18 protein-coding genes are annotated in these 22,940 nt (G+C 62.6%); 7 read left to right on the top strand and 11 right to left on the bottom strand.

The features are described from left to right. Nucleotides 1-7 precede the first annotated feature (7 nt). The 9 genes from rplK to N675_RS10340 all read right to left on the bottom strand — a co-directional run bounded on the left by rplK (nt 8) and on the right by N675_RS10340 (nt 7,948). Nucleotides 8-433 carry a 50S ribosomal protein L11 gene (rplK, locus tag N675_RS10300; protein WP_038039836.1) on the bottom strand — a complete coding sequence of 142 codons (426 nt, stop codon included), beginning with the start codon at nt 431-433 and terminating at the stop codon, nt 8-10. A 24-nt stretch (nt 434-457) separates the two neighbouring features. Beyond that, complete coding sequence (gene nusG / locus N675_RS10305) at nt 458-1,042, bottom strand: transcription termination/antitermination protein NusG (protein WP_038039837.1); 585 nt, start codon at nt 1,040-1,042, stop codon at nt 458-460. A 22-nt stretch (nt 1,043-1,064) separates the two neighbouring features. Continuing rightward, nucleotides 1,065-1,361: a preprotein translocase subunit SecE gene (secE, locus tag N675_RS10310; RefSeq protein ID WP_038039838.1), complete on the bottom strand. Its 297-nt coding sequence runs from the start codon at nt 1,359-1,361 to the stop codon at nt 1,065-1,067. 240 nt (nt 1,362-1,601) lie between these two features. Beyond that, nucleotides 1,602-2,591: a VOC family protein gene (locus N675_RS10315; RefSeq protein WP_038039839.1), complete on the bottom strand. Its 990-nt coding sequence runs from the start codon at nt 2,589-2,591 to the stop codon at nt 1,602-1,604. A gap of 38 nt (nt 2,592-2,629) precedes the next feature. After that, complete coding sequence (locus tag N675_RS10320; RefSeq protein ID WP_051914625.1) at nt 2,630-3,295, bottom strand: 4-carboxy-4-hydroxy-2-oxoadipate aldolase/oxaloacetate decarboxylase; 666 nt, start codon at nt 3,293-3,295, stop codon at nt 2,630-2,632. Beyond that, nucleotides 3,292-4,035, bottom strand: a complete 744-nt coding sequence (locus tag N675_RS10325; protein ID WP_038039840.1) for a PIG-L deacetylase family protein — start codon at nt 4,033-4,035, stop codon at nt 3,292-3,294. The genes N675_RS10320 and N675_RS10325 overlap by 4 nt, the downstream gene beginning before the upstream one ends. Then, complete coding sequence (locus N675_RS10330) at nt 4,036-4,965, bottom strand: DUF6282 family protein (RefSeq protein ID WP_038039841.1); 930 nt, start codon at nt 4,963-4,965, stop codon at nt 4,036-4,038. Between the two features lie 32 nt (nt 4,966-4,997). Continuing rightward, complete coding sequence (gene ligM, locus N675_RS10335; protein ID WP_038039842.1) at nt 4,998-6,398, bottom strand: vanillate/3-O-methylgallate O-demethylase; 1,401 nt, start codon at nt 6,396-6,398, stop codon at nt 4,998-5,000. Nucleotides 6,399-6,586: 188 nt separating this feature from the next. Next, nucleotides 6,587-7,948, bottom strand: coding sequence for an ABC transporter substrate-binding protein (locus N675_RS10340; protein WP_038039843.1), 1,362 nt, complete (start codon nt 7,946-7,948; stop codon nt 6,587-6,589). 1,318 nt (nt 7,949-9,266) lie between these two features. Between N675_RS10340 and N675_RS10345 the strand changes: the two genes are divergently transcribed. The 3 genes from N675_RS10345 (at nt 9,267) to N675_RS10355 (ending at nt 13,727) form a co-directional block, all read left to right on the top strand. Beyond that, nucleotides 9,267-10,166: a methylenetetrahydrofolate reductase gene (locus N675_RS10345; protein ID WP_051914627.1), complete on the top strand. Its 900-nt coding sequence runs from the start codon at nt 9,267-9,269 to the stop codon at nt 10,164-10,166. Continuing rightward, nucleotides 10,166-11,821, top strand: a complete 1,656-nt coding sequence (locus N675_RS10350; protein ID WP_038039844.1) for a formate--tetrahydrofolate ligase — start codon at nt 10,166-10,168, stop codon at nt 11,819-11,821. The genes N675_RS10345 and N675_RS10350 overlap by 1 nt, the downstream gene beginning before the upstream one ends. A 418-nt stretch (nt 11,822-12,239) precedes the next feature. Then, entirely contained in the window at nt 12,240-13,727 is a 1,488-nt protein-coding gene (locus tag N675_RS10355; RefSeq protein ID WP_038039845.1) for a M48 family metallopeptidase, read from the top strand. Nucleotides 13,728-13,746: 19 nt separating this feature from the next. On the opposite strand, the gene N675_RS10360 is transcribed toward N675_RS10355, so the two are convergent. After that, nucleotides 13,747-14,217 carry a YccF domain-containing protein gene (locus N675_RS10360; RefSeq protein WP_051914628.1) on the bottom strand — a complete coding sequence of 157 codons (471 nt, stop codon included), beginning with the start codon at nt 14,215-14,217 and terminating at the stop codon, nt 13,747-13,749. Nucleotides 14,218-14,633: 416 nt separating this feature from the next. Here N675_RS10360 and N675_RS10365 point away from each other — a divergent pair, with 416 nt between their 5' ends. Genes N675_RS10365 through N675_RS14670 form a run of 3 tightly spaced genes read left to right on the top strand, consistent with a single transcriptional unit; the run spans nt 14,634 to nt 21,693 of the window. Then, on the top strand, nt 14,634-17,549 hold the full coding sequence (locus N675_RS10365; RefSeq protein WP_038039846.1) for a helicase-related protein: 2,916 nt from the start codon (nt 14,634-14,636) through the stop codon (nt 17,547-17,549). Between the two features lie 29 nt (nt 17,550-17,578). Continuing rightward, complete coding sequence (locus N675_RS10370; protein WP_051914629.1) at nt 17,579-21,073, top strand: Eco57I restriction-modification methylase domain-containing protein; 3,495 nt, start codon at nt 17,579-17,581, stop codon at nt 21,071-21,073. Further along, complete coding sequence (locus N675_RS14670) at nt 20,968-21,693, top strand: hypothetical protein (RefSeq protein WP_051914630.1); 726 nt, start codon at nt 20,968-20,970, stop codon at nt 21,691-21,693. Before N675_RS10370 ends, N675_RS14670 begins: the two co-directional genes overlap by 106 nt. Before the next feature lie 525 nt (nt 21,694-22,218). On the opposite strand, the gene N675_RS10375 is transcribed toward N675_RS14670, so the two are convergent. Then, nucleotides 22,219-22,512: a hypothetical protein gene (locus tag N675_RS10375; RefSeq protein ID WP_038039848.1), complete on the bottom strand. Its 294-nt coding sequence runs from the start codon at nt 22,510-22,512 to the stop codon at nt 22,219-22,221. Here N675_RS10375 and N675_RS10380 point away from each other — a divergent pair. Continuing rightward, on the top strand, nt 22,511-22,822 hold the full coding sequence (locus tag N675_RS10380) for a hypothetical protein (protein WP_038039849.1): 312 nt from the start codon (nt 22,511-22,513) through the stop codon (nt 22,820-22,822). The genes N675_RS10375 and N675_RS10380 overlap by 2 nt on opposite strands. Nucleotides 22,823-22,940: the final 118 nt, after the last annotated feature.

Genomic DNA, 22,940 nt, shown 5'->3' on the forward strand with positions numbered 1-22,940 from the left:
GCGTGCGCTATCCAACGATTTCGATGCCCATACTCCGAGCCGTCCCTTCAATCTGCCGCATGGCAGCTTCAAGATCAGGCGTATTGAGGTCCGGCAATTTGATCTGGGCAATCTCACGAATTTGCTCGCGCGTGACCCGCCCGACCTTCTGTCGCTTCGGGTCAGCTGCACCCTTTTCAATGCCGGCTGCCCGCCGCAGCAGGTCAGCCGCCGGTGGTGTCTTGAGGACAAACGTGAACGAGCGATCCTCATAGACGGTGACCACCACGGGGATAATCTGGCCGGTGAGGTGAGCCGTCTTGGCGTTGTACTCCTTCACGAAGTTCATGAGCGCAACGCCGTGCTGACCCAGGGCTGGGCCGACCGGCGGCGCCGGCGTTGCCTTGCCCGCCGGAAGCTGCAGCTTGACGATTGCGCGAACCTTTTTGGCCACGAGAGATCTCCCCTCCCGCTCACACTATGTCTCACGCTCAACCTGGAGGAAATCGAGCGTCACTGGCGTTTCGCGACCAAAGAAGGAAACCAGGACGCGGACCTTGCCTTTCTCGTAATCAACCTCGTCGACAACTCCACGAAAGTCCGTAAAGGGCCCATCGATGATCCGCACAGGATCACCTGGCATCAGCGTGACTTTAACCTTCGGCGCTTCGGTCTTCGTCCCTGACAAAATCGCTTGGGCCTCAGCATCGTCCAACGGCACGGGCCGGTTGCCAACCCCAACGAACCCGGTAACTCCCGGGGTGTTCCGGACAACGTGCCATGACTCATCATCAAGAATCATGCGCACGAGCACATAGCCGGGGAACACTTTCCGCTCGACAGTCTGCCGCTGCCCACCGCGAATTTCCACTTCTTCTTGCACGGGCACAACGACGTCGAAGACTTTATCAGCGACGTCCATCGTCTCGATACGGTGGAGCAGGTTCTGGCGAACTTTGTTCTCATACCCGGAATAGGTATGAATAACATACCATTTCCCCGGTTGCTCCCCCGCTGATTCTGCACGCTTTTGTAACAGGCGCTCACGTAAGGTTCGTGGCATAGCCTTCGATACTCCTCAAAGTTTAGAGTGCTTGGATGAGATCCCAGAGGCGAACGAACAGCGCATCAACACCGCCAAGCAATAAGCCGAGGATCGCCGACAGGCCGATCACAATGAGCGTCAAGTTCCGCGTGGTCTCACGATCAGGCCAGGTGACCTTCTTAATCTCGCTTCGGACGTCAACAATCAGCTGTCGGACGGCCGCAAGGCGTGTCCGCTGCGCGCGCGGCCGAGCCTGTGCTTTCGCAGGCTTCTTCACTTGGGCACTTTTCGCCGCCTTGGCCTTGGTGCTTGCTTGGGTATCTGTCTTTGTTGCCATCGCGCTTTCCCTAAAAACCGCAGCACCGTCATCATCGGGAGTGTAACACATTTGCCGCAGACACGCGAAGGGCATCCTCGTTGAGCGAGAACGTACGAAACGCGCGGCACAAGGATCCTGCAAACAGGGCCAGAAGAGCGAGTCCCCTTGATAGTGAACCATCTCGCCGCTTTTCCAGCGCGGGTATGGGTATGCGGCTATGCGCTATGGGCTACACGCCGCGCCCGTCCTTGCGTTGAACTACCGCCCAGCAGCGACAGGATCAACCGGTGGGGTGCCATAGGTGTGGAACGTTGAGACGGTGGCAAGTCCCCACGCTTGGCCACGTTTCCGCTCAGCCTCGCTCCACACTACCGTCGTCCAGTCCGGCGCGAGGACAAGCCGGGCGCCCGGGCAGCCGATTTCAACCCGGTGTCCACCTGGCTCGATAAGATAGAGGAACACGGTCTGCTGGATCGCGTGCTTGTGCGGGCCGTACTCGATGCGCACCCCTTGGTCAATAGCAATGTCGGCAGCCCGCAGTACTTCTTCGCGCGTGTCCACGGCGTAGCAGACGTGATGAAAGCGCCCTCGCGCACCCGTCTGATCTTCGGTGATTGCGACCTCGTAGCCTTTATTGTTCGCTGTTAGCCAGGCTCCTTTCTCGCTGCCGTCGTCGAAGATGATTGCCTCAGTGAAGCGTAGTCCTAGCACACGTTGTAGGTCGAGTCGTGTCGACCGCACGTCGGCAGCGAAGAGATTGATATGGTCGAGCCGTCGGGCATTGCAGCCACGCGCTGGAAACCGTGATGCTTGGTTCTTCAGAGCGGGTCGCTGGGTCGGTGGCGCCTGATACCATTCAACTTCCCATAAGAGCTCGACGATATGCCCATCACTTGTCCGGAAGCGATAGGCAGGTCCGTGTCCTTCATCGCCGTCGATCCAGCCAATGCCCAATCCAGCTTGTTCAGCTAATGCAACGCAACGTGCCAGTGCCTCGGGTGATGTCGTGCGATAGGCAAAGTGTTCCATCGCGGCCGTCGGCCCAGCCGTCAGTTTCAGGGTGTGGTGAGCGTAATCGTCCCAGCCTCGCAGATAGACTGAATGTCCCCGTTCTCCACTGATCGAGAGCCCTACGTAGTCAGTAAAGAACCGAACGCTACCATCAAGATCTGGCGTCAACAGCTCGACATGGGCCAGATGTGCGACATCGAATCGCGGCTCGTCAAGCCAGAATCGTACGTCGTCCATCAGTCTCCCTCCTACCTTGCCTCGGCGCGCTCACAGGGTCATCCCTGCGCAGCTCGTTGCCCTTCAACGACGGCACGTAGGCCATGTAAGTCGTAGGACAGTGCTCCGCGCCGGAGTTCTTCACGCATCCGGTGCTCACGCGCTGCCCGGGCGCGAGCAGCAGTCAGCACATCAGGTACCCGTGCCCGGGCTACGGTGACAGCCCCGTCATCGTCAAGGACAACGAGATCTCCCGGCTCGATCCTCGCCCCGCCAATTACTACGGGAGCATTCAGCGCGCCGACTTTTTCTTTCGTCGCCCCCCGCACGCGGATGAAGCGCGCCCAGACGGGTAACTTCATGGCACGCAGCTGGTCAACATCGCGCACAGCGGCATCGACGAGTAACCCAGCGGCACCCCGCACCTGGGCCTGAAGCGCCAGCAGTTCTCCGACCAGCGCCACCGGTTCCGGCTCAGGCATCGTGATGACGAGCACAACACCGGGACGCACCTGCTCCATTGCGGCATGCACCATGAGGTTATCTCCTTGGCCGCAGAGCACAGTCAGGGCCGGGCCACAGACCTGCGCGCCAGGCAGAATTGGCGTCAGTGGCACATCAATCAATCCTTGCCGGCCTGAAGCCTCATAGACTGTCGCAACTCCAAGCTCAGCGAGTTCAGCACACCACGAGCCAAGTTGGTCCTCAGGTATCTCCGTCGTCATCTGGATACCTCTCCCTCATCGTGGCTCGGTAGCCAGCGAACGACGGCTGGTGTGATGCGCTGGAATGCTTCGGCATACCGAACCGTTGCATCCCCCGAGATCCGTCGGGCATGGTTACCGCGGCGTTCTGCTAGCTCAGTGTAGTAGTGCTGGAGGTATTGCTGTGAGCCAATCTGCTGCATCGCCATGATTTTTTGTTCATAGACTGGCGTAATATCAAGGAAGACGTTCGGCGTGAAGCCACAGAGTTCAGGCTGGTGCGGCTCGAAGCAGTAGACAACTGGGGGCTTCACCGTCTCAAATGCACTGGCGACACCAGCGCCCGACGCAAGGAGTCGTGCTCGCATCACTGCATCGTGTGTGACTGGGTGATCGGGGTTGAAGGGATCGTGTGGTGTGTGGGTGATAATGATATCGGGCCCGACATCGCGAATGAAGGCAGCCAGCCGCTCCAGAGCAGCCCGGTCAATTTCCAGGGGATAGTCGCCCAAGTCGAAGCAAACGAACTGTGCCCCCAGGATCTGCGCAGCACGTTCAGCTTGTTCGTGGCGAATCTGCTTGACCCGTTCAACAGTCTGCCCTGGCTCCTTCCAGAGTTCGCCAGATTCCCCCCGTTCACCATAGGACAGTGCGAGGACCGTTGCCTGTGCTCCTTGGGCAGTCGCTAGAGCAATGGCTCCAGCAGCTCGCCAGACAAAGTCGGCCGCGTGTGCTCCCACGACGAGCAGCCGTTTGGTCACCTACTGCTCCTCTCCGAACGCGAGACGTCGAGTGTTGCGCACCGCCATCGTCCACACGGCGTCCTCGCTGAACCCTTCTGCCAGCAGCCGGTCGACGAAGAGCGCGAGGCCGTCCTCCACCGGCGGATTCGCCGGTTGGCCAAGGTCAGTACTTAGAACAACATGCTCCGGGCCCACCGCCTGGATATGGGCAATAGAGGTTTCCCAGGCCACTTTCCCACTGAGGATGGGGGCAAGACAATGCTCAATCCAGGCGCCAGCTTCGGCCAAGGCCACCTGGTCTGCACTGCTCAGCGCCTGGGTCGGGTAGTCGGGATGCGTGATTATGACATCGCGGATCCCAGCTGCGCGGGCAGCGGCTACCACCACCATAATTTCATCACGGCTCAGGTGCCCGGTTGCCAGAACGAGCTGGTGCTTGGCAACAACTTGGAGCACCTGGTGAAGCGCTGGCAGAGGCTGGCCCTGCTCGTCAACAACAGCAACTGGTGCTGCTTCGAACCCTGCTGCGCGAAGACTTTCCTGCAACTGTGCCCACTGGGGTAACGGTCCCTGGTGGTGTGCCAGGTGCTGCCGTTCGTTCACCGCATCAACAGTCGGCAGCCAGACGATCCGCGCCCCCTCGCGTGCGGCGATCTCGACGGCGAGTGGGTTCAACCCTCCAACCGCGGCGTTCAGCGTGAGCGAGCCAAGCGCGTGAACCTCTGGCACAGCCTTACGCAACACTGCTGCTCGCTCCGCAGTTGGCACGTAGTGTGACTTCAGTACGAAGCCAGCAAGGCCGAGGTCGCGAAAGCGGTGGGCAAGAGTAAGATCATCAATGCGCCGTGGCATAACGTCAGGAGAAATATGAATGTGAAGGTCTACTGCACCCTCGACCAACTTCCGCGCCCGTGCCGATGGCCTCGGGTATACTGCTGCGTCGCTCACGTTCGCTCCTCGTACGACCAGGCTTGCGTCGCTTAATGCCGAACAACCTTTCCCCGGTATTCTCGAGCAGCCGCTGAGTATGGCACCGGGCCGACCGTTGCCCGCAGCTCGACCTGAACATGCTGCTCAACCGACGGCTTGCGCGAACCGCCGTTTGGCTCACCCCACACGAGGATGACTTCGGTTCCTGGCTCAGCGTATGCTGGATCAAGCATCGCTAGCGAGAGCATCTTCCCTTCGTTTGAGCTGTAGCCACAGAACGTCGAGATTCCAATGACCTCGCCATGCTGACTCCGTACCTGGTCATACATCCAAGTCGCATACTGCGAGAGCGGTAGATCGATGTACTTGGCACGCTCTCCCTTCGGCTTGGTGAAGAGGGTAGCAAACGCCCGTGCCACGTCCTCGCCATTCCAGGCCAAGGTCACCTTCTTGCGGTGTGGTTCAGTGGCCTTGGCTTGCAGGGCCTCGCGTCCAATAAAGTCGTGGTCAAACTTTAGCAACCGTCCGTAGCCCAACTCCCAGGGATCGAGATAGTAATCCTCAATGTGTGGAGCAACAAAGCTCCCGCCGAGCGAGCCAGTGGCTTCATAGCTCGTCGCTGGCAACCACTCGCGATACCCCCGCAAATCCTCACCGGTGTAGACCGCGGGCAATGGCGAAGGAATCCAACCCGATTCAAGCGTATTGGTCGCGTAGGCACGTGAGCCAACGTGGCGAATGCCGAACTCTTCGCCAGCTTTGAGAATCGCTTCCTTAACCGCTGGTCCTTCCTCAAACGGACCAAACAGTTCGCCCCCGGCTACCCCTGACATGCCGTGGTGGAGCAAGCGAACGCGATGGCCGGCGATCGTGAGCCAGGTCATGTGGAAGAAGGGCACCTCAGGCAGCGGGCCCCCATGCAGCTTCTCTAAGAGCATGCCAGCTGCAGGGCCTTGGAGTTGATAGCGATAGACTTTGCGCGGCCGGTTCGGGTCCGTGACCGACCACTCGTCGCGCTCGACCGTAACGTTGTACCCACCGGTTTCGGCATGATACTGCACCCAATTGTGCAGCGAAGGGCGGCCGACAAGCTGGAACCGCTCAGGTTCGAGATAAAAGAGGATGCCGTCACCGATGACATAGCCTGCTGGGGTACAGCCGACCATCTGCTTAGCCATGCCGGGCTCGAATCCTCGAAAGCTGTTGATTGCTAGATGCTCAAGCAGGCGAAAAGCATCAGGACCACTCACATAGAGGTCGGTCATGTGATACGAGAGGTCAAAGAGGCAGACAGTTTCGCGCCAGGCGTGCTGCTCGTCCCGCCAGTTCGAGTACTCTGGCCGCACTACGGGGTAGACCCGTGCTCCCGTCTGATTGTTGTAGAGATAGTCGACAATATTCGGTACGCTGCTGACAATATCCTGCAACGTTCGAGGTTTCTCACCTGTCATCGTGCTCCTCGCTCCTCTCCGATCTGATCGTGAAGATCTGCTCATATCAGGGGCAACGCCCTTACCTCACACGTCATCGCGGCATCGCTCCGAGTGTCGTTCAGCACTCGTACTTGCCCCAGCTGTACCAGGGAATCCTTGTTAACTAGGTCAGCCATCTACTCAGACCTGACCTCTAGTCGAGTAGTCTAGAAGGAAAGGTCATCGACGTTTCCGATCGTGTCAATCACAACATTCCCATAACTCCCATCCGGTAACTTCTGAACCTTCCGAATCAGCACGGTAATGATCGGCCCTTGTGACTCGGCGTTGAAGCGGAACTCGCCGACTGGACCGATGAAGTGCACTTGACGGAGCGCCTGGAGGAACGTTTGCTTGTCTTCGACGTTCCCGTTGGTTGCATTCAACGCTTCGACAATAACTCGCGCTGCTAAAAAGCCCTGGTAGGCGAAGAGGTTCGCCTGGGCATTGTACTTAGCACGGAAGGCATCGACGAACGCTTTGTTCTCAGGTGAGTTATAAAGCGGCGAATAGTGGAGCGACGTGATGACGTTCAGTGCAGCATCCCCCTCCTGACTAAGAATGTTTTCATCGACGAGGTCTCCAGGACCGGTCAGCGTGTACTTGTCCCGTAAACCAAAGTCGGTGAACTGGAGGACAAAGCGTACGGCATCCGCGCCCGAGTAGAATGCCCAGACGGCATCAGCTTGATACTGTTGAATGCGTTGTAGGTATGGCCCGTAGTCCTGCGTATTGATTGGTGCATAGACCTCGCCGACGACCTTCCCGCCAGCTTGCTGGTAGCGCTTGCGGAACGCATCAGCCTTCTCATGACCGGCCGCGTAGTCAAGAGCCGTGAGGATGACACTTTTGTAACCGAGTTTCTGGTACACATAGTCACCGAACGGTGCCTCATACTGACCGTTAGCGAAAGAGACACGAAAAATGTAAGGGCTACGCATCTTGGGATCACGAGTGAGGCCTTGCAATCCAGCATTGGCGACGATCAGGGGTACCTGCTGTTGCACGACGTAGTCGCGGATAGCCGCGGCTTCGTTGCTGAGGGTCACGCCGGTCAGAATGTGGACGCGATCCTGCTCGACGAGTTTGCGCGCTTTGGAAAGTGTCTGATCCGGACTATTCGCGCAGTCCTCAATATGAAGATCGATGGATCGTCCACCTGCCTTGTTCTGCACCTGATCAAAGTAGAGTTGCATGCCGCGTACCATGTTTTGCCCAAGTGATGAGTAAACACCGGTCATGTCGCCAAGCACGCCAATTACCACTGGCCCTTGTCCGCTTGCCTGGGTGTTTGTAATCACTGTCGGAGTTGTCGCCATGGTGACCACAGAGGTAGGAGCGGTTGCAGCTTGGCTAGCCGTAGACGTGCTCGCAGCAGCTGTCGGGCTTGCAGCACTGCTGCTCGTCGCCTGGGTTGGGGTCACTGTTGACGCGCCACTACCACACGCACTGAGCAGCCAGCTGCCAACGAGGCCGCTACCAAGCAACTGGATCATTCTTCGTCGGGTCAGTGGGCGCCTGCTTTCCATTCAGGATTCCTCCTCAGTTCCCATGCCCACCCATGGAACACTTCTGATTCTGCTGTACCACCTTATGGTTACGGGGTTAGGACAGGCAAGCACCATGTTCAACAATGGTGGACAGCTGAGGTAATTTGCAGGATCAGCATGGCGTGGGAGCGAAGGGAACATGCACAGGTATCCGAACGGTCTGGTGCGTCATCTGGCTGCACGACCACCGTAGACCATGGGACAGGCCCGATACTACACCCAAGTCTTCTTTAGCACCTAGCATAGTCTCACTGACCTAGGCCGCGTATTCAGGTAGTGGGCCAGCGGAGCCTGGCGGCACTGTCTGTGTCAGTCCCCGTGTTTGTCCCAGTCAGCGAGCCCGGCACTTCAACCCTGATCGGTTCTCAAGAGTGGTGCTGTTGGCATAGCCATCACTGGGCCAGCATTGCGGGCATAGGTCCGCTCAAGAACTGCTCGCTGGCCCAGGCTGGATCGCGGAAGTCCAGCTAGATTGAACAAACAGAGGATAATGCGGCCGCTTACGTCATCAACTCACCACCTTTGCAGCACAGCGGTCACGAGAATAGGTTAGTCAGAGAAGAAACAACCGGCTGCAATTACTGGCAAGGGTAACATTCGGAACCGTATGTGCCCTCTCGCAGAAGAGACAGGTATCGACCAGCGCATCGGTAAGACGTTCGCTGTTTTACTCCAGCGTCTGCTAGACAGCAAAAGCTGCGGAACTAAAGTAGTGGGAGTACCCAGTCCACACAGGACAGGATGTAACACCTTTCGTACGAAGCCGAACATCAGGGTGCGGTTTGCTCGTACTACCATACCGTTTGTCTGCATTTGTCAATACTATGGATACGGTCTCGTCACCGTTCCCCTTTTCTACCCATCTTGGTCACCCACTGCTTGCTCTCTCCATACAATTCAGCCACTGTAGCTAGTTCTGCAGGCTGGAATATTAGCTATCTCCATTTGCCGGGCACGGTCGGCAGAGATGATGTTCAGCAAGAGTGAACAGTGCGATTGCAGAGCCTGCAGCGACTCGCTACGGTCTACGTTGCGGCTGTCGGTTATGGACAGTCGCGCTGCCACTAGAGGGCAGGACGGCAGCGACGAAAGCAATGAACTGCAAGCCGCTGGCCGCGAGCAGGGCCTGCCTGTTGTGTTGACTGTCGACTGACTTGCAGCCTCTCTGGCAAGTCAGGCGCAGTGCCATCAGTTGGCCGGAGGAGCGTGACTCCTCCTGCAGCGACAGCAAGATGCCCTGCAGCACTGCCCTCGCTAGGCTGCCGCTATGGGGTGAACAGCAGAAGGGATACCATGAATGCGCGAGTGGCACAAAGCCGCCACCCCGGAGGAAGTGTTCCATCGTCAGTGGGTTTGCCAGGTATTGTCTACGATGCGGCTCGAAGTTCTGCCCGGCGTCAATGTCGCTGACCTTTTCACCAAGATTCCGCCGTCGCCCACGTTGACATTTACGGTCACGGCATCGCCTGCTCAGGGTCCCCAAGCCACGGTTGAGACAAGCCGAGTGCTGCGACAGTATGGGGTCCGGGTAGTACCTCATCTGGCTGCACGGACAATCCGCGATCAGGATGAGTTGGACCACCTTTGGGAGCAACTTGCGGCTGTCGGCATCGACGAGGTTTTTGTCGTTGGGGGGGACCAGAAACAGCCGGCTGGTCATTTTCCCGATGGCCTAGCCTTACTTCAGGCCCTCCGTGCCTTGCGTCATGGACCAAAGCGCCTCGGGGTGCCTGGCTACCCGGAGGGTCATCCGTCCATCCCGGATGACCGGCTGCGTGCGTCCCTGCTGGCGAAGCAGGAATTGGCTGATTATGCCGTGTTGCAAATCAGCTTTGATCCCGATGCTGTGCTCACCTGGCTAAGCCAGATGCGCGAGCTTGGGTTCCGCCTGCCGGTCTATCTCTGCCTGCCTGGCACTCTTCGCCTCGATCGGCTCTTCCGGATTGGGTTGCGGCTTGGTCTGGGCAACTCACTCCGCTACCTCGAGAAGCAACGCGGGCTTGTCGGCCACCTGCTTGCCGGCGGCATGCGGTACGATCCATGGCAGCTCATCGGCGAGCTGGCACGCCGACCTCCGACGCCGCAGGTCGGTATCGTGGGCATCCACTGGAGCACGTTCAACGCTGTCGAAGGTGTCCTCCGCTGGGTTACGGCCAAGCAGACGGAACTCGGCTGCACAGTGGAAGGGAGAGACTGATGGCAGTGGAACAGACACAGCGGCTGCGCCCGATTGTCGAGGTCGCGACCGAGCTTGGCTTGCAGGAAGACGAGATCGAACTTTACGGGCCTTACAAGGCGAAGGTGCGGCTCGACGTTTTGCAGCGGCTTCCCGAGGCGACGGCAACGTATGTCCTGGTCAGTGGGATCAATCCAACACCGTTCGGTGAGGGGAAGACTACCGTCACAGTCGGGCTTGGTCAAGCCTTTGGCCGGCTCGGCAAGCGCTCAGCCATCACGATCCGGCAGTCCTCGCTCGGGCCAGCCTTCGGGACAAAGGGCGCGGGCGCAGGTGGCGGGGCCGCGCAGGTCGTCCCGTTCCCCGACTTAGCTCTGCATTTCACCGGCGACGGCCATGCCGTCACCACGGCTCACAATCTCTGTGCTGCCTTACTCGATAATGCACTTGCCCACCGCCAGATTGCCCTCGATCCGCGTACAATCAGCTGGCCACGAGTACTCGACCTCAACGACCGAGCATTGCGCCGCATCGTCGTCGGCCTCGGCGACGACGAGAGCCTGGCGCGAGTCACTCGCTTCGACATCACCGCCGCTTCCGAGGTTATGGCGATCCTCGCGCTGGCCCGTGACTACCGTGACTTGCGCGCACGGCTCGGCCGCATCGTCCTCGGCTACACCGTCGACCGCCAGCCAGTGACGGCTGAGGAGATCGGTGCCGCAGGCGCGATGGCCGCCCTGCTGGTCGATGCACTGAAGCCCAACCTGGTGCAGACGCTGGAGGGCACGGCTGCGTTCATCCACGCAGGGCCGTTCGGCAATATCGCGACCGGGAACAGCTCCGTTATTGCTGACGTGATCGCCACCCGCCTGGCCGACGTGGTGGTAACAGAAGCAGGCTTTGGCACTGAGCTCGGTGCGGAGAAGTTCTTCCATTTAAAGTGCCAAGCAAGCGGGTTAGCACCGCACGTAGCCGTGCTTGTCGCTACAGTGCGCGCTCTCAAAATCCAAGGTGGGCGCAGTGCACGTGAGGCTGAGTCGGGCGTTGAAGACCTGGCTGGGCTTGAGGCCGGGTTGGTGAACTTAGCCAAGCACATCGAGAACCTGCGCACGTTTGGCGTGCCAGTCGTGGTAGCCGTCAACCGCTTTCCAAGCGACACTCCGCGCGAGCTTGAGCGCGTGCTAACCGCCGCCCAGGAGTTCGGCGCCGCCGATGCTGCCGTCGCTGACGTCTATGCCCGTGGCGGTGAGGGCGGGGTAGAACTCGCCCAGGCTGTATTGCGGGCGGCTGCGCCGACCCCACACTTCCAGCCGCTCTACGAGCCTGACTGGCCGCTGGAACGTAAGGTAGAAGCAGTGGTACGCACGCTCTACGGGGCAGGCACAGTGCGCTGGAGCACGGCCGCCCGGCGGCAGCTTACGCTGCTGGCCGAGCACGGCTACGACCGGCTGCCGATCTGCCTCGCGAAGACGGCGATGTCACTCAGCCCCGATCCCAAACTCATTGGCCGACCTGAGGGCTTCCCAGTAGATGTACGCGAGCTGCGCCTGATGGCGGGTGCGGGCTATGTAGCGGTGCTGCTCGGCAATATCCAGACAATGCCCGGCCTCGGCCGTCATCCGCTGGCGGCTGAGATCGACATTGACGAACACGGGACGATTCACGGCTTGCGCTGAGCCGCGTTCCTCGACATCCCAGCATCCGAAGCGCGGCACTCAGGCTGCGGCACATCGTCCAACGCATGCATACGATCTGTTCGCCTGACCGTGGCCAGGCGCGTCCTGCTCACGTCGCCTGGCCACTCCCGGTCTGCCCATAGTATCTCAGCGCGGTGCTACGACTTGTCCATACCCGAACCACCAGCCTCGTCCTCGTGTCCCTGCTGGGCTGCTCTGGCTGGTCGCGTGCTGGTCGAGACAGTTTCCACGAGGCTGCAATGTTCTGGCGCAAGAACGTGCGGCTTGGGCTCGACGTTGGTCGCGGCCATCCCCTAGGCTGGAACGATATGGCGCGGGAACCCCTGTCTTCTCGCATTTTGGTCGATCATACGGCATCGTCGGCTGCGGCGGCTGACGATTGCGGAGGGGTGAAGCGATGTCGGCGTCTCCACAGGCAAATGCTGAGGCAGGCGGGAGCGAGTGCGCCCTCTGGCTTCTGGTGGTGCTCGTGCCAGTACTGTTCTGGCTGAGCGGCGCCTGCGTCAATCACCATCTGAATGGACAGTATCAGGACGCCGTTCGGCAGCGGCTGGGGAGCAAGGCTGCGCAGGTCATCCGCGCCTATCCGACAGCGCAGGCGGCTTGCGCGCGGCAACTCCTCAACGAGGACTGGTGCATGTTAGTGACGTTGAGCACGATCGTGCGGCGCGGCGGGGTGATTGGCGGGCTGGTCAGTATCGGCTTGCTGGTCGTGGTGGCCAACCGTGCCAGGCACGCCCAGCGCGACCCGACCCAGCTCCCACGCCTGTTCCGGCAGGCAGTCCAGCTCACCAGTCTGACGGCCGCGGGGCTCGGGTTAGGCTACGCCGTCCTCTTCGGCATCGTCGTTGCACTGGTTCCGATGGTCTTCTTCGGCTTGTTCTTCGGCCGGCTTGCCCTGGGCGTGCTCATCGTGAGTGGACTGGCCGCGTTGCGGGCGGCGAAGCTGGCGCTCACCTGGGGCAAGCCGCTCAGCCAGCGTGAGCCCTTCGCCGTTGCGCTGAGCCGGGTCGACGCCCCCGCCCTCTGGCGGTTGGTTGATACGGTCGCGCAGTACGTCGGCACCGCTGCCCCCGACCAGCTCCTGCTGACGCTCGAACCGAACTGCTATGCTGTTGAAGTCCCGGTGCAGATACCCAGCGGGACCGTGCACGGCCGCACGCTCTGCCTCTCCCTCCCCCTTCTCCGCGTATGGAGCGCCGATGAACTGGCGGCAGTCATTGGGCACGAACTCGCGCACTTCCACGGGGCCGACACGCGCTATGCCCGTGAGTTCGCGCCAGCCTTGCAGGGAGCACTCACCGCGCTGGGCCACTTGCGACAGACCATCAGCCGCGACGTGCGCGCACTGGCCATCCTGCCGTGCATCCCGCTGTTCACCTTCACCGCTGGGCACTTTGTGCTCGCCAGTGCGCACTATTCGCGCCAGCGTGAGCTGCGTGCCGACGCGCTGGCCGCGCAGCTCGCTGGGGCACGGGCCATCGCAACCGCCCTGGTCAAGGTGGGCGTGGCTGCCGTGGCCTGGGAGCAGTATGCCGGCATGCTAGTAACCGGCAAGGGCGAGAATCTTCCCCCGGTGAGCACCGCACTGGCCGTGTGCGTCGCCGGGGAACTCAGCCAGCCCGCGCCACCGGCCTGGGTCGCAGCCGAGCACGTCGGACACCCGGTCGATCGCCATCCGCCACTGTCTCAGCGGCTGCAGGCGCTTGGCCTCACCCTGCATGAAGTCTGGCGACAGGCGAGCCTCCCCGCCCAACCGGCAAGCCTGCTGGTGCCAGCGTACCCGGTTATCGAACACCAGCTGACCACGCAACTCGTCCAGCTTCTTGGACTGACGCGCAACGCCAATGCCGCTGGTACACCACCACCGCCACCCACCGCCTGACGGCAGCGGACCGAGTAGGCTAAAAGCGCCGCAGCGTCGTCACCGCGGGCAGGCGGTTCCAGAGCCAGATCGCCAGCGGCAGGCCAATGAGCGTACCTGCACAGAGCCAGGCCAGGACGATCCAGAGCAGCGAGAGCCACCAGCCGATCAGGACAAAGTAGACGGCTCGAAGCCAGAACGGCCGTTGCGGGAGTTCCTGCTGGGAGACGAGCACGATGCCCGCACGCTGCTCCACGGTTGTCCGCCGCGTTGGCTCACGGAGCGTTGCAATGCGGGGCACGTTGTTGATCATGGCCAAGCCAATTGGCATGGTGAGAATCAGCACAATCAGCAACCAGGCCAGCAACGACCAGGCTAACGAGGCCCAACTCCCGATGAAGATGAACCAGAACAGGGTAACCAGGAAGCTTGGGCCACGGCTCGGCATCTCGACGATCACAATGCGTTGCCCATCGTTGGGCGGAGGCGGCAGTTCGTTTGACGCGGTCACAGCCGTTCCTCCTCTCTCTCCACCGTGGGCCTCTTTGGCTCCGCGGCGCCGTGCACCACCCAGACGGCGCGTCGCAGCGCATGGCAGCACCGGCATGCCGATCGCCGTCCACGCCTCGCACTCTCCGCAGTGGATGTCTCCAGCCACCATTAGTATCAATGCATGGGAAACGAGAAGGGTGGGGTTCCCCTTATTTCCACTGCTTCGTGTACCGCCTTCGAACGTGAAGGGGAGCCAGGATGGTGGGTTCCCCCTTTACCGTTTCCACTGCTTCCCACTCGAGCCGTTCTCCCGCGCTCAGGTGCCTCTCCTTCAGTTTCCGCACCGAGACGTCGACATCATCACGTGATGCACGTCTTGACGCCCTGCAGGTGAATCGGTCATCCTGTTCGGGGAAGGCACAAGGAGGTGGCGGGATGAGCGTGCAGCCTGGGTCTGTGGTGCGGTTTCGCCATCGCCAGTGGGTGGTGCTGCCTGGCGACGACGTGGCGACGCTCGTGTTACGCCCCCTCACTGCCACGACGGACGATGCCATCATCGTCCACCGCGAGCTCGCCCAGTTACTTGGCCACACCGTGCCGAGCGAGCGCATCGAGCCCGATCACTTCCCCATGCCCGACGCCCAGGCCATCGCCGATGCCGAGGCAGTGCGGTTGCTCTGGCAGGCCACGCGCTTGCAACTGCGGGAAGGAGCGGCACCCTTGCGCTCGCTAGGGCGCATCAGCGTGCGGCCACGGCCGTACCAGCTTGTCCCGTTGCTCATGGCCCTCCGCCTCGCCCCGGTGCGACTACTCATCGCCGACGACGTCGGTGTCGGCAAGACGGTCGAAGCGGGCCTGATCGCCCGTGAGCTTCTTGATGCGGGCGATGCCCAGCGGCTGGCCGTCCTCTGCCCACCTGCACTCTGCGACCAATGGGCGACTGAGTTACGCGAGAAATTTCACCTCGAACCGGTCATTGTCGGCCCAGCGACACTCGGCCAGCTCGAGCGCCAGCTCCCCCCAGGCCGCTCCCTCTACCAGCACTACCGGGTGACGGTCATCAGCATCGACTTTCTCAAGCTGCCGCGCAACCGTGAGCCGTTCCTGCAGCACCCGCCCGACCTTGTCATCGTCGACGAAGCGCACGGTGTCGTTCCCGCAGGTGCTGGCGAGCGCGACCCGCGGCACTTGCGCTATGAACTCGTCTCAAAACTGGCACGCGATCCGCTCCGCCATCTGATCCTCTTGACGGCTACGCCACACAGCGGTATCCGCGATGCCTTCCAGCGTTTGCTCGGCTTGCTTAACCCGAGTTTTGCCAGCTGGCCACTCGACCAGCTCACGCCACAGCAGCAGCGTGAACTGGCCCGGCACCTCATCCAGCGCACCCGCGCCGACATCATCACCCAGTGGCCGGAAGCCCGCACGCTCTACCCCACACGCCAGGCGATCGAGCGCACCTACACGTTGTCGCTACCGTACCGCCAGTTCTTCGAAGAGACTTTCGCCTTCTGCCGTGACCTCGTTGAGCGCAGCCGGAACTTACCCGATCGCCAGCGCCGTTTCCAGTGGTGGGCCGCCCTCACGTTGCTGCGCTGCGTGATGTCGAGCCCCCATGCCGGTGCCGAGGCGCTCGCACGCCGCCATGCCGCCCACGACGACGAGGCGACAGCGCTCATCCCCCTCCTCTGGGCAGATGAGGGCAGCGAGGAAGACGACCGTAGCGGCCTCGCGCTCGACCCGAGCGAGCGTCTTCCGAGCGACGAAGTACCGGCCACGCAACTCGAAGCCGCAATCGTTGCGCCAAACGGCCTCGCGGAGGCAACCAAGCGCCGGCTTCGCCAACTCGAGCGGCTGGCCCGCGCAATCGCCCCGGCTGACGACTCCAAATTGCAGCAGTGTATCGCGATCGTCCGCGAATTGATCGAGCAGGGCCGCAACCCGGTCATCTGGTGCATCTTCATCGACACGGCAGAGTATCTGGCAGCGCACTTGAAGCAGGCGCTGGCTGCCGCTGCCCCTGATGCCGCCGTCGGCTGTGTCACCGGCCGCCTCGGCGACGAAGAGCGCCGCGCCCGTGTCGCCGAATTGCTGCAGGCGCCGCGTCGGGTGCTGGTGGCGACCGACTGCCTCAGCGAAGGCGTGAACCTGCAGGAGGGGTTCGACGCCGTTATCCACTACGACCTGCCGTGGAATCCGAACCGGCTCGAGCAACGTGAGGGGCGCGTCGACCGCTTTGGCCAGCCGCAGCCCACCGTGACCGCCGTCCGCTACTATGGCCGCGATAACCCCGTCGATGCCGAAGTTGTCGAGGTGCTGATCCGCAAGGCGACCCAGATCCGCCAGGCCCTCGGTGTACACGTGCCGGTGCCTGAGGACGAAGGCTGGCTGGCCGAGTTGCTCGTTCACCGTCTCTTCGAGCGGCCACGCCAGGCCCAGCTCGCGCTCCCCTTCGGCCCTGACCCGACCGAACAGCTCCTCCAACGCTGGGATGAAGACTCCCAACGCGAGCGGGCTCGCCGCACCCGCTTCGCACAAGCCGCCATCGACCCAGCAGCAGCAATCGAGGAACTCAACGCCTGCGATGCCGTCCTCGGTACGGAAGCTGACGTTCGCGATTTCGTGCTCGGCGCCGGCCAGCGCCTCGGGCTCCACTTTGTGCCCGACGAGGCGCAGCCAGGGGTATGGACGATCGACCTCAGCCCGGCTGCGCTGGTGACGGTGCCCGATGCGCTCCGTCTCGCCCTCCCCCGTGACCAGCGCGCCGGACGCTGGCGCATCACCTTCGCTGATCCTCCGCCGGCCGGCGTGACCGCCCTGGTCCGCAACCATCCCTTCGTCGCCACTTTGGCACGCTATCTCTTCGAGCTCGCCTTCAGCGGACAGGCCACTGCCGCGGTAGCGCGGGTGGGTGTCGTCCGCACGAGCCTGGTGCGCGCCGTCACGGCCCTGGCCTTGCTCCGGGTACGCTACGCGGTCAGCCGGCCGAACCGACCTGACACCGTGCTTGAGGAAGCGCTCGTCGTTGGCTACGACCTGCTCGCTGAAACCTGGCTCGAGCCCGACCAGGCCCTGCCGCTGCTGGAACAGGCGCGCCCTGAGGCCGAGGTCGCGCTCGGCGAACGGCGCGAACTCGCCGCGTTTGCCCTGGACACGCTTGCGCCGCTCCTGACCCAGCCCGAACCACACGGCCCGCTGGGCATGCTCCTCGAGCGCCGAGCCGAGGCACTGCGTGCGGCATACCAACGGGTGCGCGAGGCAGCCCAAGCCAGCAAGCGCGGGCTCGACGTCCACCCGCTCTGGCCGCCTGACCTTGTCGCCCTGCTGGTCGCACAGCCGCGGCTGGGATAACCTGCTGACTGTTTGAGAGGAGGATCGTCATGGCCCTTACTCTGGAACGCCCTTTGACCAGTGCGCCAGCCCAGACGAGCGCTGGTGTGCGTCTGGTCGGTGGGCTCTTCGTCCCCGACTTGCTCGACCAGCTGCGGACCGATCCGACCTCACTCGACGGTCAGCGCCCAAGCGACTTCGGCTTCCCCGACGACCGCGCCCTGCGCGACGACATCGCTGAGGCCTACCGTGATGCCCTCGCCTGGTGGGACGTCTTTCAGCGCCGCCTCGCCCGCGTGCCCAAAGACGACCGTGCCGTTAGCCTGACCCGGGAGGAGTGGGTGCTCCCGCTGTTTCACCGCCTCGGCTACGAGCTCGTGCGCAACCCACGCGCCTACGAACTCGACGGGCAAACCTACGCCATTTCGCACCGGGCCGGCGAGAACGACGACGCCCCGCCTGTCCACATCGCCGGGGCACGCCAGGAACTCGGCCGCGTCGATCCCTCCGGCCGACCGCGCCTCTCGCCTCACGCCCTTGTCCAGGAGTTCCTCAACCGCTCCGGCCAGCTCTGGGGCATCGCGACTAACGGTCTCACCCTCCGCCTGCTGCGCACATCGCCGCGGCTGCGCACTGAGACGTATGTCGAGTTCGATCTCGCTGCCATCTTCAGCGGCGAGCGCTATGGCGACTTCGTCGTCCTTTACCGGCTGCTCCACCGTAGCCGCCTCCCCACCGGACTGGAAGATGCCCCGTATTGCTGGCTGGAGCGCTATCACCAGCAGGGACAGGAGCAAGGAGCACGCGCCCGCGACCGGCTACGCGACGGCGTCGAGCGCGCTTTGCTGGCGCTCGGCAACGGCTTCCTGCGCCACCCGGCGAACGAAGCGCTACGCCAGCAGGTTGCAGCCGGTGAACTCTCCGCCAGCCGCTACTATGAGCTGCTCTTGCGCGTGGTTTACCGCCTGCTCTTCTTGCTCGTCACCGAGGAGCGCGGCCTGCTCGGCGGCAATACGATCTACTGGCAGGGCTATAGCCTCACCCGTCTCCGCCGCCTGGTCGAGGAATCGGCTCGCGACGACTATGACGACCTCTGGGCTGGCCTGCTCGCCCTCTTCCAGGTGCTACGCGATTCCACCCCGCAAGCCGATGGCCAGCCGCTGGCCGCCCGGCTCGACCTGCCGGTGCTCGACGGCGACCTCTTCCGCGCTGAGCCATTCGAAGCATGGCGGCTCACCAACCGCGCCCTCCTCGACGCGCTCGCCGGCCTCTCCTTGCTGGCCGACGAGCAGGGTACCGTGCGACGCATTAACTACGCGGCGCTCGACGTCGAGGAGCTCGGCTCCGTCTACGAGAGCCTGCTCGACCATGCCCCCGTCCTCGACCTTGCCGCCAGCGAGCCATTCAGCTTTGTCCAGGGGCAGGGTCTCGAGCGCAAGTCGACCGGCTCCTACTACACCCCGCCGGAACTCGTGCGCGAGCTGGTCGCCAGTGCGCTCGAGCCAGTGCTCGCGGCCCGGCTGCGCGGCAAAAAGACCAAAGACGAGCAGGAGCAGGTGATCCTCTCCCTCAAGGTCTGCGATCCAGCCGCCGGCTCCGGCCACTTCCTGCTGGCCGCTGCCCGCCGGCTCGCTCGCGAGCTGGCCCGGGTTCGCACCGGCGAGCAGGAACCAGCGCCCGAGACCGTGCGCGAAGCCCTGCGCGACGTCATTGCCCACTGCCTCTACGCCGTCGATAAGAACCCACTGGCCGTCGAACTCTGCAAGGTCGCGCTCTGGATCGAGGCCCATGTCCCCGGCCAGCCGCTCACCTTCCTCGACCACCGGATCAAGTGCGGCGACTCGCTGGTCGGCGTCTTCGACCTTGCAGTATTGCGGGATGGTATCCCCGACGAGGCATACGAGCGCGACGACGCGGCCGAGAAAGCGAAGGCGAGCAGCATCAAGCGACGCAACCGCCAGGAACGGGCTGGCCAGCTCACCCTCACGGCCGACGTTGTCGCCTTCGACAAGACGCTGCTCGACTTGGGGCGTCTCACTGAACATGTCGCGCAGATGCCCGAACGGACAATTGACGAGCGGCGGGCTAAAGAGCAGGCGTACCAGCAACTGCAGCGTGATCCCCGCTTCCGCCGCCTGCAGGCTGCCTGCGACCTCTGGACGGCGGCCTTCTTCGCCGACCTGCGCCAGAGCGAGACCGTGCCGACGACCGACCACGTGCGCCAGGCCCTGGCCGGCACGCTCCACGATGCCCGCCTCACCGGCGCAGCCCAGGCGCTGGCCAGCGAGTTGCGCTTCTTCCACTGGCCGCTCGCGTTCCCGGACGTCTTCGTCCACGGCGGCTTCGACGTCGTCCTCGCCAACCCGCCATGGGAGCGAGTGAAGCTACAGGAAGAAGAGTTCTTCCGCGTCCGCGCCCCTCAGGTTGCCAGCGCTTCCAATGCAGCTGAACGCAAGCGCCGCATCGCCGCGCTCGCCGACCAGGATCCAGCGCTCTATGCTGAATACCAGCAGGCGCTCCGCGCCGCCCAGGGCCAGAGCCGCTTTGTGCGCCAGAGCGGCCGCTTCCCACACGGTGGCCGGGGCGATGTCAACACCTACGCCGTCTTCACTGAACTCGCCTGGCACATGCTGGCGGCGAATGGCCGTGCTGGTCTCGTCATCCCGACCGGAATCGCGACCGACGACACCACCAAGCATCTCTTCGGAGCACTCGTCGCCAGGCGGGCGCTTGTCAGCCTCTTCGACTTCGAGAACCGCCGCGCGATCTTCCCAGGAGTGCACCGGAGCTATAAATTCTGCTTGCTGACGCTGACGCACAGTGAGCTGAGCGAGCCCGCCCGCTTCGCCTTCTACCTCCACCGGGTCGACGACCTGCGTGATCCGGAGCGCGTCTTCAGCCTGAGCCCCGCGGACTTTGCCCTGATCAACCCCAACACCCACACCTGCCCGGTCTTCCGCAGCCGCCGCGACGCGGAGATCACCCGGGCGGTCTACCAGCGTGTGCCGGTGCTGTGGCGCGATACCGCGGAGAACGACAGCTTTTCCGCGAGGTGCTCCGCCGTCTCGGAACGTCGCTCGGCGTCACGAAATCGACGCAGCCGAACCCGTGGGGCGTCGAGTTCCTGCGCATGTTCGATATGGCCAACGACTCAGGACTCTTCCGCACGCGCAAGGAGCTTGAGGCTGCCGGCTACCGGCTGGTCGGCAACGTCTTCGTGCGTGGCGAGGAGCGGTATCTCCCGCTCTACGAGGCCAAGCTCGTGCACCAGTTCGACCACCGCTGGGCGAGCTACGGCGGCCCCGGCCGCTGGAACGCCGCCCCCGAGTCCGGCAGCCCGCCCTGGCTCGAGCAGCCCGCGCGCGATCGGGACGACGCCATTGCCCTCACGCAAGCGGCCAAGGCCGACCCTGAACTGGTCGTCCTGCCGCGCTACTGGGTGCCAGCGGCTGAGGTCGAGGCCCGGCTCGCGCGCAAGGGCTGGCCGCGCGGCTGGCTCCTCGGCTGGCGGGATATCACCAACGCAACGAATGAGCGCACGCTGATCGCCAGCGTCACCCCCCGGGTGGCAGTGGGGGACACCTTTCTCTTGTTGCTGCCCCACGAATCCTCGCCGATCATGATTGCCGGACTTTGTACAAACTTCAATTCACTTGTTCTCGATTATGTCACCCGACTTAAAGCCGGAGGAACACACCTTAAATTCCATGTGACGAAGCAACTCCCCGTGCTGCCGCCGCAGGCCTACGAGCGGCCCTGCCCCTGGCGCCCAGGCGAGACCCTCGCCGACTGGATCCGCCCGCGGGTGCTCGAGCTGGTCTACACCGTCTGGGACCTCGCGCCGTTCGCGCGCGACCTCGGCGACGCCGGCCCGCCCTTCCGCTGGGATCCCGAGCGGCGGGCGCAGCTGCGCGCCGAACTCGACGCCGCGTACTTCCTCCTCTACGGGCTCAGCCGCAGCGAGGTCGAGTACGTCCTCGGCACCTTCCCCGTGCTGCGGCAGAACGAGGAGCGCTCCTTCGGCGAGTATCGGACAGCGCGGCTGGTGCTGGCCGCCTACGACGCGCTGATCACCGCCCAGACGCTCGGCGAGCCCTACCGCTCCCCGCTCCAGCCCCCGCCGGGGGACGCGGCAGCTCGGCACCGCGGCACGAGCAGCAACTGATTCGTCTGCAGGGAGACAGCATGAATCAGCCGCTCGCTTGAGCGAGCGCTGAGACCATTGCAGCGGTAAGCGCGCGATAGCAGTTCCACAGCAGGTGGCTCAGCGACACAGTGCCTGGGTCCAGGCCGGGTAAACCGCACGAATGGTCGTCTTTGTTTTCGACGAGTGCCGCAAGGGTCTTGCCACACGGGTCGCAAGGGCCATGTCACGTGGACGAACAAGGAACACCATCAAAGACGTCAGTGCGCAAAAGCCGAGTAGCAACCGACCAGCCGCGCTGAACACAACGCAGTGCTTCTTCTGCAGTGCTCGCCAGCCCGTCGGATCTGCTTGGGCGGATAACAGCATGTCACCAGCACCAGTTGCATCGTTCGTACGCGGTTGATAAACTTTTGGTGATGTAAATGCGCACCTGTACAGGAGGTAGTTGTGCTGGTTGACCGGGTCATTTGCACAAGGGGCTACCAGAATCCGGTACAGATAGTCCAGCGCCGGGATAGGCAATGGCAGCTGGTGGTCAGCAGTTCATGCCTCAACGTCAACGGGAGTGGCGGAAGTTCCGGTGTTAAGCCATGCAAGAACACGTTCCAACACATGGCGGAGTTCGGTCCGCCACGCTTCCTCATCCAGGACGTGCTCGCTCCGCCAGACCACCAACGCCTCCAGATCGGCCACCACCTCGTCCGCCCTTGGCCCAAGGTGCTGTGCATCCCATCCTGGCAAGAGGACCGCTGTCACGAACTCATCCGGCGAACGCTCTCCAGCGAGCACTGCAGCGATTGAGCGAGCGACTTGTTCGAGGAAGGATTGCTCATCCATGAATCCATCTCCAACCCGCGAAATCATCGTTGAGCCACTAGAACTACGCCGCCTCTTCCGCGACAGCGGGTTGTTGGAACGTTATCAACGCGGTGAGCTGACCGAAGAGATAAAGCGCAGCCGTCACGTGACCGATCCATTACACCCATTCTACTGCAACCACTCCGAAGTCGTGCGGCTGTTTGATGGCAACTTCAAAGTCGCCGTGATCCACCGCTATCGGAGAGCCGACGGGAGCCTCGCCGGCAGTGGCCTGCCCGATCCAAAGATGATCCGGATTGGTGACATCATCTACCGCACACCGTTCTAACTGGTGCGCTTTCCCGACAAACAGAGTGCCACACGGCAATTGCATTGGCCTGTTATCACGTCATCTGTCACAGTGCAGCTGCCTGGCGGAACAGAAGCAACAACAGCGAGGAGGACAT

The organism is Thermorudis peleae, assembly GCF_000744775.1.
GTDB lineage: Bacteria > Chloroflexota > Chloroflexia > Thermomicrobiales > Thermomicrobiaceae > Thermorudis > Thermorudis peleae.